This is a genomic window from Neobacillus sp. PVCKKU3 (genome assembly GCF_058323225.1).
On record NZ_JBLVQN010000017.1, the window covers coordinates 85,811 to 99,137 of the forward strand.

Consider the following 13,327-nt stretch of genomic DNA (forward strand, 5'->3'; position numbering starts at 1 on the left):
CTTGAATAATATTCTGGCGATTTGGACGAAGGATGGACTTCTAAGGGATAAAAATGGCGATGGTGTGGTAGATGGAGTTTCTGTTTTTATCGATTTGCCAGAGGGGCTGGCGCCGGAAGGTTTAATCGATTTCAGTGCCCGTCTGGGATTTGAAACTACTTCTCTATCACTTTCGTTTTTTGAACCAAGTGATAAGGCTGTAAATATCCGTTTTGTCGGTTCTAGTTCTAAAACAGAAGCACGATGGGAAAACGGGGAATTTACTATTTCTTATAAAAATGAATCGGAATTGTCATTGTTCCTTCAGTTACTTGCAGCGATGAAGTCGGAACCGGGGATGGAAAGTCCGGTTATCGAATTAAGAGAAGACCAATTATATGCCGGGGCAGACTTGGTTGCGGTGAACTGGGGCCAGGGAGATATGGCCTTAGCTGAGGATTCAGTTAAGGCAGTCTCCAACCAAGATGAGCTTAACAAAGTTTATTCTGATATTCATAGCCTCAGCCATCTTTGGAGTTTTTCCGGGTTTGGAAAAAATCAGGAAGCCTCTCCTTCGAAGCTACTAAACTTAAATATATCAGTTGAAAAACCATTGATGACAACGAGCGTATTACGTGAGATTTGTTATTTTGCGGCAAGAGCTGCTATGTATTCTACGAATATCGTTTTTCCGATTATGGGGAATACGGCTGCACGGTTTCAGTTTGCTATAAAAGAGGGCTCCGATCCAGCAGTGCTTGAGCTTTTAAATTCAAACCAACTACGCTTAACCGGGAAGAAGGAAACACTGCCTGCAGCTCTGAATGAATTGGCGAAAGCTAAGCATTGGAGCGAAGGAGGAGCATTTGGCTATTGGGAACAGGAATATCTATTATCCCAGAAAAAAGAAGCTCCGCTTTTGTTTGAATCTGTATGGTCAGGTGAGCGGGAAGTGGATTTAGCATTCAAGGTATTAGAAGCATCCAAGAATATTGAGGCAGCGAATGTTGAGATTTTTTTATCGGAACCATTAGAGGTGAGAAACCGTCTGGTGGCTGAGTGGAAAGCAATTTTTCCAGACATTCACGCCCTATCTATCCGCTCCGCCTTTAAGCCCGGTTTTCATTGGATAATGGAGGAGATTCTGCCTTCCTTGCAAACGGCAGGGGAGACCATTACTAGAATGGATATCTACGTAAGGGAGGAACAAGGGGAGCAAGGCCTCGAGCTTCCGATTCGCTGGATTCAGGAGCTGTATCCTGTGGACCGCTGCCTGGAAGAGAAGCTGGGCTTGAAGGCCGATTGTGTCCAATTCAAGCTGGTGAAGGACCTTGCTCATACATATGAGGTCCATATCTGGAATGAGAAAGAAGAATTTCAGCTTGCAGGCTGTTTGGATGTACCTGTATCAAAGCTGCCTTACCTGGACCATCAGCGTTACGTTTATCCTGTTTCAAGTACGGTTCGCATTAATGGCGATGGAGGACGTAAAGAAGAACATCTTATTCAAACGGACCGAGAACGCTTTTACTGTTATTATGTCGAAGAAGTGCTGCCGAAGCTTAGAAAAGAAGTTTCGAAGTACAATCCCGGCCAGGGCCGCAACCGCCCATTATTCGACCGGATTGAAATCGATGTTTGGATGAGTGAAGAGGAACAGAAGATTGGAGTGGACGAGGAACGTATTTCTTCACTGGAAGCTCTCCACGAAGACCTATATTTTAATACGCTCGATTATTTTGCCTATATGGGAGAAGAACTGGAAGGTAAGTCGTTTGATGCACCTGGGGGCGTTCATCCATTTATGCATGTAAGAGTCGGCGAAAAGCCGGAAGCTCAGATTCGCGTGTACAAATGGGAAGATAAGCCGCTGGAAAACTTAGTGACAAAAGCGATTTCCTTTACGGAAGATGGCAGGTTCTCTGAAGCTGTCATTACCAACGGGGAAGTGGTCGTAAACCTGGAGATTAAGGAGTTTGAAAAACCGACTGAGCATATACATCCCGACGTTCAGCAGTGGCTGAACACTTCATCACCTTATCGAGTTGTCTATCCAGACCATTCGTATCTTGGCAAGGCGATCCCAGTCATTGAGTGCTTCCTGGATGCTGGGGAAGAGTTCTATTCTCCTTTAAAAATGTCTCTTTTTAAAAAGACTGTGTTCATTGAAGCGGGACATCATTCGAATGAGGTATCCAGTACACCAGCGATCCTTCAGTTTATCAATCGTGCCGTGGCTGAATATGAAAACTGGCTGAAGGAAGTCAACATGGTGATCCTTCCATTGGCAAACCCAGATGGATACGAATTGCTGACCAAGCTTACGGAAGAGCATCCGGAATGGAAGCACCATGCGGCCAGGTACAATGCGGTAGGTTTGGAATATTCCTTGGTTCGCTTCCATGAAACGATTTTTGGAGAAGCTAATATTTATCCGGAAGTGCTGAAGAGATGGGCTCCTGATGTCATCATTGATGATCACGGCATCCCTTCACATGAGTGGGTACAGCCGTTTGCTGGCTATAATAGTCCGCCGCGTTTCCCGGTATCTTACTTTTTGCCAAGTGCGAAAATCTATGGCATCGCTCGGTTATCGAACGGAGAGTATCGGACTCTGCATGAAGATAATGTAGATAAAATTGTTGGTCAGGTCAGCAGTCGAATTCGTGGGACGCTGATTGAGGAAGAGAATGGATACTGGCAGGGGCGTTTTATAAAGTACGGAAACCAGTGGCTGCCAAATGTTTTTCCAATTGAAGAGGCGCCGGGGATTCATTTTTATCGCTCTGCTTCGGTGGCACCGTCGTATAGAACCATTGGAATCTCTAGGTACCCAGAGTGGATTGCGGCCGAAATCATTTCTGAAACAGCGGATGAAGTGGTATACGGTGAAGTGCTTCAAAGCTGCGTCGAAGCGCACATCGTCTTTGATTTAGCGATTTTGGAAGTTCTGCAAAAAGCTGAAATCGAGGTCAAACGCGATGACCGAAACGGCTTCGGCTTGGAACGGAACAGGCCGATTCGTCTATAAAGTACCATGGTTATTTTAAGATTCGCAGATAAAATGAAAAATCCGCAGATATATTTAGAAATTCGCAGATAAAAATGATTATTCGCAGATATACTTATAAAATTCGCAGATATCTTTAAAAAATGAACTTTTTATAAAACCAGGGGAGGGTTTTTGCAATGAAAACACTTTTACTAACAGGCTTTGAACCGTTTCTATCCTTTACAATCAATCCAACCATGCGTATTGTGGAAGAACTGAACGGCCAGGAAGTTGGCGGCTACAAGATTCATGGGGAAATCTTATCGGTAGATTTTAAGAAAGCAGGGAAACAGCTGTTAGAACACCTTGAGGCAATTAAGCCGGACGCTGTGATTTCCTTAGGCTTAGCTGGTGGGCGCTTCAAAATAACACCCGAGCGAATTGCCATCAATGTCAATGACGGAGAACCAGACAACAGCGGCAACACCCCTGTCGATGAAGCGATTCAGGCTGAAGGCGCAGACGGCTACATGACAACCCTGCCGATTCGGACCATGGTCAACCAATTGAAGGAGGCAGGTCTACCGGCTGAAATCTCTAATACAGCAGGAACTTATTTATGCAATCATGTTATGTATCAAAGCCTGCATTATGCAAAAACACAAAACAAGAAAATGCCTTCCGGTTTTATCCATATTCCTGCCTCCCATGAGCTGGCGATCCAACACGGGAAAATCCCTAGCTGGTCGCATGAGGATTTAAAACGAGGAATCTACACTTGCATTCAAGTGTTAGCGGAACATGAGTAACACGAAAGTTATTTTTCCAAAAGTAAACATCACAGGGGAACGCAGCATTCGCTTTGCCTTCAGCAACAAGGTTGGGAAAGAAATCTTTAATCAAGTACAAAGCTTTTGTCACATGCTGGAAAAGGAATCTTTCTTGATTGAAGAAGTGGTTCCAAGCTATCACACAGTAACGATCTATTTAAAGAAGGATTTGGAAAAAAAAGAACCCTTTATTCAGTCGTTGTTAGCAAAGTGGGAACATCAATCACAAGGGAAACCAGACTGGAAACCTAGAAAACTGCAAATCCCCGTGTGCTATAGTGAAGAGTTTGCTTTGGACATGGAAAGAGTGATGGAGCATACCGGATTGCGGGACAGCGAGATTATCTCGCATCACTCCCAAACGGTATATACCACCTATATGATAGGGTTTTTACCTGGATTCCCCTACCTTGGAGAGTTAAATCCAAAATTAGCGACACCCAGGCTTCCGAACCCGCGGGTAAAAGTGCCAAAGGGGACGGTTGGTATTGGCGGCAGCCAGACGGGAATTTATCCGATTGAATGTCCTGGGGGATGGAACATTATCGGAAAAACACCGCTTGAGATTTATCGGCCTGACCGGGAGGAACCGTTTTTTATTCGTACGGGAGACACGCTTCAGTTTACAGCCATCTCCCAAACTGAATTTAGCGCCATACAAGTGCAATTAGCAAAGCATCCTGAATCTATCAGTGAGTTTATCGTAGAGAATTAGAAAAAGGGGATTTTAGAAGGGAGGGGCTCCTGAGTGAGAATCGATATAAATGCAGATATGGGGGAAAGCTTCGGCGCCTATACTATTGGCGATGATCAGAATCTGTTTCAATATATTACATCTGCCAATATCGCCTGCGGCTTCCATGCCGGAGATTATAACGTGATGAACGATACGGTGAAAAAAGCAAAGGAAAACGGCGTGGCGATTGGCGCCCACCCGGGGTATCCGGACCTTCAAGGATTCGGCCGGAGAAACCTGCAGATGACACCGCGGGAAATTTATAATTGCATGGTCTATCAAATTGGGGCACTAAAAATGTTTGCCCAGATTCAGGGGATGGCTATACAGCATGTGAAGCCTCACGGCGCCTTATACAATACGGCGGCTGAGAATCCGGCAGTGGCAAAAGCCATCGCTGAAGCTGTGAATGATACGGTTCCGGATGCTTATTTATTCGGGTTGTGCAATAGTGAACTTGTGAAGGCCGGAAAAGAAGCAGGCTTGAAAACAGCTTCCGAAGCGTTCGCGGACCGACAATATACGGATGACGGACGGCTGTGTTCAAGGCTCTTGCCGAATGCTGTTTTGAAAAACCATGATGAGATTTTGCAACAGGTGAAAGAGATCATTTTCCATAAGCGGGTGAAGGGTCTTTCAGGAGGCTGGATTAGTTTGCAGGCAGACACGATTTGTTTCCATGGGGATGGGGCAAATGTGGTTGAACATACCGCACGGATTTGCCAAGCTTTAGAAAAGGAAAATGTTTTTGTTCGGTCAGTAGGAGCACCTGCATGATTCCTTTATTGAAGGTTCGAAAGACTGGTGTCTACGGATCCATTCAGGATAAAGGAAGGTTCTGCTTTCAGCGCTTTGGCGTTCCTGTATCTGGACCGATGGACGCCTATGCTTACGAAATGGGAAATTACATCTTAGGGAATCCATCCGGCAGCCCAGCGCTGGAAGTGTTTTTAGGTGGGCAGGAATTTGAGGTTTTGTTGGATCATCGAATTGTCATCACAGGAGCGGATCTAGGTGCCCAGGTGGACGGAAAAGCTGTTCCGCTCTGGAAAACCTTTTCGATTCATCAAGGGCAGTCATTAAAGTTTACTCGTCCTAATAAAGGCAGTATCGCCTATGTGTTTCCTGAAGGTGGGTTCCATTCAGAAGAACTGTTGGGCAGCGCATCGGTTTATCCAAAAGGGCTTCTGGGAAGTTCCATTAAGAAGGATGGTATCCTCTACGCGAAGAAAGAGAAATCGACTGGGTTTCATCGAGGGTTGATTCCAAGTGAAATCCCGGATTACTCGGATGAGGTAGAGGTTAGTGTCTGGACTAGTCCGCATTCAGAGATGTTTGTACCGGAAAGCTTACAGGAATTTTTCCAAACTCCGTATACGATGAGGAGCGGGGACCGGATGGGATACCTTCTTAAAGGTCCTGAGCTAAGGTTTAAAAACGGAGGAGATATCCTCTCGGAAGCCACTCAATTTGGGACGATCCAAGTTCCAAACAGCGGTCAGCCGATCATCCTAATGGCCGACGCCCAAACGATTGGCGGCTACGCCACAATCGGAAAAATTGCGAAAGAAGACATATGGAAAATCGCCCAGCTCCGCCCAGGCGGCAAAATCCGATTTAAAATTAGAGGTCAGGCCCCATCGCTTTAACAGGAAAGTGAAGAGGGAGCCTGACTCTTTGCTTTTATGGGGGAATCTTAAGCAAACATGGACCAGCCCTTTGCCAATGTTATTTAAATATTTGCAGGACTGTCCCTTTGCCTTCCGTAACCTCTACCTCCGCAAAAGCCCCATTGATAAAAGTAATCTGTGGCGGAACATGCCCGCAGTCAATATCATAAACAATTGGTATTTGCAGATCTTCAGCAAGGTCCAGGTAAACATCCTCAATAGTATAGTTCTCTACAGGCATATTCGCCGAACTCCGGCCGAACAGCAGACCCGAACAATTGTCAAACCAGCCGGCGAGCTTCATTTGCACCAATGACCTCCGCAAATCAGTCGTACTTAATTCGCAATTCTCCAAATACCAAATGATAGGTTCTCCAGGGATATGCTGTTTTCTAAAGCTTTGCACATCACCATATGGAGTGCCGACAAGATGTCTGATGATATCAACACATCCGCCAAGCAGGCGGCCGCTAATTTTAACAGTACTACTAGGAGTGGTTTTCCACCTGGTCTCCTCGGTTAAATGAAATACACATGGTGACGGATTATCATGCTGCCATTTCTTTTGATAAAGGGGGGAGGAGTGCTGAAGGACAGACCCGCCGCTTGCTGTCGATAAGATGGTCTCCCACATCGCAGTTGTTTCGTCCCAATATTCTCCCCGAATATCGACCAGGTTCGTCCCATGGGCCGTTGCCATTCCTGTCTTTAAAGTAATGGCCAGCAGCAGGGCGCTGGTATCGGAGTAACCCAACACCCATTTGTTTTTGATATTTTCAAAGTCAATATGCTCAAGAATCTCACCCAAAAGCTCGCCGCCCCAAGGAGGAAGAATGAGGTCGATTTCAGCATCGCTCAGCATCGCATTCAATTCTGCTGCCCGTTTTATCGCTGGTGCTGATTTGGCCCTGTCCTGCGTCCAAACCGTTTCTCCGCAGATTGTTCGATATCCTTTCTGCTCCAGCCGGTTGCACGCTTTCTTGACCAAATCATGCAATTTAACAGGGACACCCGATGAAGGTGCGGTAATCCCAATCGTTGCTCCTTTTTTCAAAAGAGGATAGGTAAGCATGATAATTCCTCCCTAAGTTGATTTTGATAATTTTACCAAAAGGTATAGGGATATACTACCATTATCTTAAACTATTATTTATGAAGAGTATCTAAAAAAAGAAAAATCACACAAATTCTGTAACGGGTTTACTTTAGGAGGTGCAATCATTTTAAACCACACAGCTAAACACACTTGAATTCACAATAATAAGCGAAGATTTTTCCGCTAAATGGAGAATAGGGCTCATTCCGGCGTAAATAAGGGAAGGTTTTCCGCTTAAATAAAGAAAAATCCCCAATATTGATGTTTTTTGAGTCAATAGGGGAAATTTCTCCGCCTATTTAAGTTATTCTTAATCTTATATACTAAATAAGGGAAATTTCTTCCCTTATTTATCAAACAGTGTCTAATGTCTAATGAACTTATACAACTTACGGTTGCTTTAGTCAGACAAAGAAAATTTGAAAAAAGGCTTAGAGACATTTTCATCTCAAAGCCTTATGGACTGTGCAATATACTGTGATTTGTATTGTGGAAAATTATGGGATTTGCTATGTGGTTAGGGTTGTGATTAACCGTTTTGCACCTTACAAGCAAACCTGTTACAAATTCTGTGGGATTTACTTTTGGTCTAGGAAATAATAGATTAGGTTATTGTGTATAACTTATTACTAGGATAGACACGTCTAGCTCCAGCGCCCTAGCGGCTAGTGTCCTTCGCTCTCCGCCCTACGATAAGTCAACATCGAATCGCTTGCGCTCTTCGTGTTTCCTTTATCTCAGTTGGAGAGCTCCAGGCCATACGCCGCTGAACAGGGCGCTTGCGCTTTTGTTCTTTACCAGCTATATGCATTAGGACATTCTTTCGGCTCATAATAACAATGCTGTTTATATTGCCCAGAATGTGGCTGGTCATACCATGTTGGCGGGCATGGAGCATAAGGATTAAAATACCATAAGGCATGTTTAGCCGGTTGGTTCCTCCAATAATCCAAAGTTTGTTTTGCTAATCTTTTCTCTGAACTTCTCGCTGCTTGGTAAAACACATTACCCTTTTGAACAGCCTCAAAGGAATAATTTCCGCCTTGTACTTGATAAATGACTTGTGGAATTGTCCTTAGTCCTTTAAAGTCTAAACAATCTGCTTTTAGACGATTAACGATGACATTCCCGACGAGCAGCATACCCATTTTTCCTTCACCTTCGGCTTCTGCTCTCATCATCCTTGCCATCAGATTAACATCCGATGATCTATATTTTGCTCGCGGCATCCTTTTCACCCCTGTTTTAAATGTATGTTAAAAAGCCTGCATTGGTTAACACGTCCTAATATTTCGTTATTTCAATATGGAAATAGTTTACTTAAATGCCTGTTTCTACTTATAATAAAATTGCAGTTATTTTTATTTCAGGAAAGAAATAGAAAAAGGGGGCTACTTGATGTATCCACAAAAACATAAAAGAAGAAATACGGCAGCGTTCACATTCTTGGCCTATTTCACGCTGTTTGCAGGGGTTTGTTTATTTACGATTGGTATCTATAACGCTGACCTGGAGTTGAATGAAAAGGGATATTATATTGCGGTTATGCTGCTCATCATCGTGGGTTCCATCCTTACCCAGAAAGTCATTAGGGACAATTCTGAGGATGATGAAATCATCGCCGAACAGCAGCGCAGAATGGAAAGAAACGAACAAGCATAGGCAACTAAAAAGGAGTTCTGAAACCAAATTTGGTTCAGAACTCCTTTTTTCAAATTAATCTTTAATAATTAACCCCATCAAAGTAGAAAATTGCAAAGCCTGATGCGTTGATACCTTGCATCCCTTTAAATCTTCAATTGCGACGGTCAGTGTATTGAAATTCGAGGAACTGATATCCACGCCCTTAAGGGAGGTATGGTCAAAGCTGGCTTCATCCAGATTGCAAAATTGAAATTCGGCACTTTTGAATTTACAGTCATAAAAATCAGTGCCCTTTAATGAACTATCTTGAAAAAGTACCTTTTCAAACTTGGAAGTGGCCAATGCCGTTAAGTTTAAGACGGAATTGATGAACTGGACGTTTCCAAACCGGGAGTCTTCAAAATTTACCCCTAATAGTTTGCAATCCCTAAAGATGACCCTGTGAATCGAAGATTTGCTTAAATCGGCATTGGATAAATCACAGTTTTCAAAGATTACATCCGTTAGATCCATTTTTTGAAAATCAGTATTGGTGAACCGGCAATTCTTCAACACCACATTGTAAAGCCGGACCCGGACAGCCGCTTCATTTTCAAAAACGGAGTCGCTAATCTTGCACATTTCTAATTCCGGATCTTCTTCATAAAAAATTTCATGGAAATTCCTGTCACGCAACTCATCAGGAATCTTAGGCGCGTCAATTTTCATATGTCTTTTAAACCCCAATAAAATTAATGGATGAGCGCAGTCCCTCAAGTGCAAACCCGCCGATGTATCGATATACAAATAAGGCGATGATTGGAGAAAAATCGATTGGACCTAAAGGAGGAATGAATTTCCTAAAGACGTTTAAATAAGGTTCAACCAGCTTATAAATCCATTCGCCCACTTTTGTTGCTTGAAAACGCGGGAACCAAGAACCAAAAATCGATATTAAAATTAACCAATAATATGCCTCAAAAGCATACTGTCCAATTAGCATAATATAAGAACCCAATTTTCTATCTCCTGCCTATCTTAATATTTAGAATGGTACAAACATGTATTACGTATTAGTCTATATAAAGTTTCACCAAAAGGGAAGAAAATTGACCAATAAAATGATGCCAAGCAGACTTGGGATGTGTACCTGTACACTTCTATTAATTTGAAAACTGATTATACCAATATGATATAATAGGGTTAAAAATTGTGAAAATTCAGCAAAAAAGGAGGGGGTCAATTTCATGATTGGGAGTTTAACATTGTTTCCAAGTCCATGTCTGTTAACAAGTTCTTTTTTCGCAACGCTCTCAGGAAAAACTAAACCAAAAGCTTCACAAAAATTGAATGATTTTCCGATGATCCTTGTCCATGGATTAACCGGCTGGGGCAGGGATGAAATGGGGGGAATTAAATATTGGGGCGGGGTCCGCGACCTCGAAGAGTACTTAAATGAAAAAGGACATAAAACCTATACAGCGACAGTGGGACCTGTTTCCAGCAACTGGGACCGGGCCGTTGAGCTTTATGCGTACATCAAAGGCGGAAAGGTAGATTACGGGGCGGCCCATGCCAAAGAGCACGGGCATGAACGGTTTGGGAGAACCTACCCTGGGATATACAGCCAATGGAATGTCACTGAGAAAATTCACCTTGTCGGCCATAGTATGGGCGGACAAACCATCAGGACCTTGGTCGAACTGCTGGAAAATGGAAGTGCTGCGGAACGGGAATACGCTGAGCAGCATCCGGAAGAAGGGCTATCTGACTTGTTCAAAGGCGGAAAAAGCTGGGTCCATAGTGTCACAACCCTTGCGACGCCCCATAATGGCTCCACGTTTGCGGACGAAGAAGGGATGACACCATGGCTGAATCAGATGGTCTTTTACGCTGGGAGTTTATCAGGGGCAAGTGATGAAAACATCGTCTATGATTATAAACTTAACCAATGGGGGCTACAGCGGGAAGAGGGAGAGTCATACTTTGAATATGTTGACAGGGTTTTCAAAAGTGCCATTTGGACAAGCAAAGACAGCAGCCTCAATGATTTAACCACTTATGGAGCGGCTAACCTTAATAAATGGGTGAAGACGCATCAGAATGTTTACTATTTTTCGTATACTGGGGATGCCACCTATAAAGGCGTTCTGACCGGCCGGGCGTATCCGATGTTTAACATGAATCCTTTAATGAAAGCCTCCAGCATGTTAATGGGAGCTTATTCAAGAAAAAGCCCTGAGCCTGTTATTGATTCTGCCTGGTGGCCAAATGATGGGATTGTCAATGTAGTCTCGGCGAAATACCCGCACGGTCATGATCATAAGAGGTATGATGGCCATGTTGAAAAAGGGGTTTGGAATCACTTTGATGTGCAGTCTGGCTGGGATCATTTTGATTTTATCGGGATCGGATCTGAAGATAATCTTGGCTTAAAAGATATCTACAGTTTTTATAAAGGAATTGCGGACAACCTGCATGGTCTGCCAGAATAAAATTTTATCAGAATAAGGGGTATTAAAAATGTATATTCCAAACCATTTCAAAATAGATAATGAAGAAATTCTTTATGACTTTATGAAAAATAACAGCTTTGCCACGTTGGTTTCGCAGCATAATGGGGAACCATATGCCACTCACCTTCCATTAACCATTCATAAAGAGGAAGGTGTTTTATATGGCCATTTTGCTCGTCCGAACGGACAGTGGAAGGATATTGCAAATCAAAAGGTTTTAGTCATATTTCAAGGCCCGCACTGCTACATCTCGCCTTCATGGTACGAAACCAATAAGGCTGTGCCAACCTGGAATTATGTTGCCGTTCATGTATATGGCCAATTGGAGATTGTGGAAGATGGCCAGGAACTGCTTTATACGTTAGCAGAAATGGTTACTACATATGAAAAGCCCAATAGTTCCTATCAGTTAAAGGATGTAGATCCAAGTTACATTGAAGGAATGACAAGAGGTATTGTAGGTTTTCGGATCAATATTACCAAAATTGAGGGTAAAGCAAAACTTAGTCAAAACCACCCAGTTGAACGTCAGGAATTGGTTATCAAGCAGCTGGAAAGCTCGACTGATCAAAATGATAGACTTATAGCTGCTCTGATGAGGAATAACCTTAAGAAATAATACTTATTAGGCTGACTTGAATGGTCGTTTAGGGAGACCGTTTCAAGTCAGCCTTTTTGTTGTTCATTTGAATTAGTTTTCCTTCCGGTTCATTTGCAAAAGCCAAACTGCAAGCTGCAGGGTCACCGCATCATTTAGCACCTGCGGGTCGAGTCCAGTTATCTCTTTTATTTTTCTTAACCGATAAATAAGCGAATTGCGATGGATGTACATGCGCTTGGCACATTCCCCGATATTTTGATTGCTTTTGAAAAAATAATCCAATGTTTCAATCAACTTGTCCGATAGATTCCCAATGACTCGGTTTAGGTACTGTCTCTTGGTTCGTTCATCCAATCCCGCCAAGAGGGCTTGTGGTTCAATTTCTGCAAAAGTGGTCAATTGCTCTTGACCTCCAAACAGTAAAGCCTGCTGTGCCTCCTGAAAGGAATGGCGTATTTGAGTATAATCCATTGCTGTTGAACCGATTCCAATTTTTAAAAATAGATTGGTAGAGTTTAAAACAGTTTTCAATTTTTGTATCAGCTTTGACTCAGGCAGTTGGGATGTGAGCAAAAAGATTCTGCTGCTGTTTAAAAATCCCATCAGTGAACTTCCCTCGTCAAAAGTGTTCTCGAGAATTTGCAGTAATTCTCGTTTTTTTAACGGTGTTTGTGAAACTTCAATAATAGCAATCTGGAAATATGGAGTTAGTTTGATTTCTATTAAATTCAACCGTTGGTTAATGGACTCCACATCGTATTGGTCTTTCAATAACTCTTCAAAGACTTGCTCCTTCAGCCGCTGCTTCCATTCAAATTGTTCGGCGATAAAAGATTGATGAATCATCATCTCTGTGATCATTTTGACCAACGAGCCAAACTCCATGATTTCCTCAGGTTTACCGGTAATTCCGATAACGCCAATAATCAGGTCCTGGAATGTAATGGGAAGATTGATGCCAGGCAGGGAACCTTCCCATTGCTGCGGGTCATCTTCTTTGATAATTAAAGGCTTGCCTGTTCTTAAAACCTCCAATGCCCCTGAATGGAGCTGATGAATGCGGCTTTGGTCCCCTGATGCAATAATCGTCCCGGTATGATCCATAATATTGATGTTGCGGTTGAGACGAATCATCGTTTGTTTGACGATTTCAGCTGCCATTTCTTGTGTTAGCATATGCCATCACCATTCCGTTGTAAGCGTTTTTATTTATTATACACAAATAATTCAAAAAGGTTTTCTATTTTTTTGTTTATGGTGACCGATGAATGTCAAATGTCTGAA

13 protein-coding genes are annotated in these 13,327 nt (G+C 43.0%); 8 read left to right on the forward strand and 5 right to left on the reverse strand.

Annotated features, from left to right (window positions below; all coding sequences use genetic code 11):
• Position 1 precedes the first annotated feature (1 nt).
• The 5 genes from ACNQGS_RS13345 (at position 2) to ACNQGS_RS13365 (ending at position 6,186) form a co-directional block, all read left to right on the forward strand.
• Positions 2-3,010 carry a M14 family metallopeptidase gene (locus ACNQGS_RS13345; protein ID WP_491487736.1) on the forward strand — a complete coding sequence of 1,003 codons (3,009 nt, stop codon included), beginning with the start codon at positions 2-4 and terminating at the stop codon, positions 3,008-3,010.
• Between the two features lie 158 nt (positions 3,011-3,168).
• Positions 3,169-3,780 carry a pyroglutamyl-peptidase I gene (gene pcp, locus ACNQGS_RS13350; protein ID WP_423800946.1) on the forward strand — a complete coding sequence of 204 codons (612 nt, stop codon included), beginning with the start codon at positions 3,169-3,171 and terminating at the stop codon, positions 3,778-3,780.
• A complete protein-coding gene (gene pxpB / locus ACNQGS_RS13355) occupies positions 3,773-4,516 on the forward strand; it encodes a 5-oxoprolinase subunit PxpB (protein ID WP_491487737.1) in 744 nt (247 codons plus the stop codon). Before pcp ends, pxpB begins: the two co-directional genes overlap by 8 nt.
• 33 nt (positions 4,517-4,549) lie before the next feature.
• On the forward strand, positions 4,550-5,314 hold the full coding sequence (locus ACNQGS_RS13360; protein WP_491487738.1) for a LamB/YcsF family protein: 765 nt from the start codon (positions 4,550-4,552) through the stop codon (positions 5,312-5,314).
• Positions 5,311-6,186: a 5-oxoprolinase subunit C family protein gene (locus ACNQGS_RS13365; protein ID WP_491487739.1), complete on the forward strand. Its 876-nt coding sequence runs from the start codon at positions 5,311-5,313 to the stop codon at positions 6,184-6,186. Before ACNQGS_RS13360 ends, ACNQGS_RS13365 begins: the two co-directional genes overlap by 4 nt.
• A gap of 79 nt (positions 6,187-6,265) precedes the next feature.
• Here the strand turns inward: ACNQGS_RS13365 and ACNQGS_RS13370 are convergent, their stop codons facing one another.
• Entirely contained in the window at positions 6,266-7,279 is a 1,014-nt protein-coding gene (locus ACNQGS_RS13370) for a S66 family peptidase (RefSeq protein WP_491487740.1), read from the reverse strand.
• An 818-nt stretch (positions 7,280-8,097) separates the two neighbouring features.
• Positions 8,098-8,532 (reverse strand): cell wall hydrolase, encoded by a 435-nt coding sequence (locus tag ACNQGS_RS13375; RefSeq protein WP_213146369.1) that lies wholly within the window; start codon positions 8,530-8,532, stop codon positions 8,098-8,100.
• 169 nt (positions 8,533-8,701) lie between these two features.
• On the opposite strand from ACNQGS_RS13375, the gene ACNQGS_RS13380 reads away from it, so the two are divergent.
• Positions 8,702-8,965, forward strand: coding sequence for a YiaA/YiaB family inner membrane protein (locus ACNQGS_RS13380; protein ID WP_491487741.1), 264 nt, complete (start codon positions 8,702-8,704; stop codon positions 8,963-8,965).
• A gap of 54 nt (positions 8,966-9,019) precedes the next feature.
• Here the strand turns inward: ACNQGS_RS13380 and ACNQGS_RS13385 are convergent, their stop codons facing one another.
• Both ACNQGS_RS13385 and ACNQGS_RS13390 read right to left on the reverse strand, forming a co-directional pair.
• Positions 9,020-9,655: a pentapeptide repeat-containing protein gene (locus ACNQGS_RS13385; protein WP_491487742.1), complete on the reverse strand. Its 636-nt coding sequence runs from the start codon at positions 9,653-9,655 to the stop codon at positions 9,020-9,022.
• 7 nt (positions 9,656-9,662) lie between these two features.
• Positions 9,663-9,929, reverse strand: a complete 267-nt coding sequence (locus ACNQGS_RS13390) for a YggT family protein (protein ID WP_213146743.1) — start codon at positions 9,927-9,929, stop codon at positions 9,663-9,665.
• Positions 9,930-10,173: 244 nt separating this feature from the next.
• On the opposite strand from ACNQGS_RS13390, the gene ACNQGS_RS13395 reads away from it, so the two are divergent.
• Entirely contained in the window at positions 10,174-11,421 is a 1,248-nt protein-coding gene (locus tag ACNQGS_RS13395) for an esterase/lipase family protein (protein WP_491487743.1), read from the forward strand.
• 28 nt (positions 11,422-11,449) lie between these two features.
• Positions 11,450-12,061, forward strand: a complete 612-nt coding sequence (locus ACNQGS_RS13400; protein WP_491487744.1) for an FMN-binding negative transcriptional regulator — start codon at positions 11,450-11,452, stop codon at positions 12,059-12,061.
• 72 nt (positions 12,062-12,133) lie between these two features.
• Here the strand turns inward: ACNQGS_RS13400 and ACNQGS_RS13405 are convergent, their stop codons facing one another.
• Entirely contained in the window at positions 12,134-13,219 is a 1,086-nt protein-coding gene (locus tag ACNQGS_RS13405; protein WP_491487745.1) for a CdaR family transcriptional regulator, read from the reverse strand.
• Positions 13,220-13,327 lie beyond the last annotated feature (108 nt).

What these genes read in the sequence shown, in the direction of transcription:
- ACNQGS_RS13400 (WP_491487744.1), top strand. Translation starts at nt 11,450, where the DNA reads ATGTATATTCCAAACCATTTCAAAATAGATAATGAAGAAATTCTTTAT.
- ACNQGS_RS13365 (WP_491487739.1), top strand. Translation starts at nt 5,311, where the DNA reads ATGATTCCTTTATTGAAGGTTCGAAAGACTGGTGTCTACGGATCCATT.
- ACNQGS_RS13375 (WP_213146369.1), bottom strand. Translation starts at nt 8,532, where the DNA reads ATGCCGCGAGCAAAATATAGATCATCGGATGTTAATCTGATGGCAAGG.
- ACNQGS_RS13380 (WP_491487741.1), top strand. Translation starts at nt 8,702, where the DNA reads ATGTATCCACAAAAACATAAAAGAAGAAATACGGCAGCGTTCACATTC.
- ACNQGS_RS13370 (WP_491487740.1), bottom strand. Translation starts at nt 7,279, where the DNA reads ATGCTTACCTATCCTCTTTTGAAAAAAGGAGCAACGATTGGGATTACC.
- ACNQGS_RS13385 (WP_491487742.1), bottom strand. Translation starts at nt 9,655, where the DNA reads ATGAAAATTGACGCGCCTAAGATTCCTGATGAGTTGCGTGACAGGAAT.
- pxpB (WP_491487737.1), top strand. Translation starts at nt 3,773, where the DNA reads ATGAGTAACACGAAAGTTATTTTTCCAAAAGTAAACATCACAGGGGAA.
- ACNQGS_RS13405 (WP_491487745.1), bottom strand. Translation starts at nt 13,219, where the DNA reads ATGCTAACACAAGAAATGGCAGCTGAAATCGTCAAACAAACGATGATT.
- ACNQGS_RS13390 (WP_213146743.1), bottom strand. Translation starts at nt 9,929, where the DNA reads ATGCTAATTGGACAGTATGCTTTTGAGGCATATTATTGGTTAATTTTA.
- ACNQGS_RS13395 (WP_491487743.1), top strand. Translation starts at nt 10,174, where the DNA reads ATGATTGGGAGTTTAACATTGTTTCCAAGTCCATGTCTGTTAACAAGT.
- pcp (WP_423800946.1), top strand. Translation starts at nt 3,169, where the DNA reads ATGAAAACACTTTTACTAACAGGCTTTGAACCGTTTCTATCCTTTACA.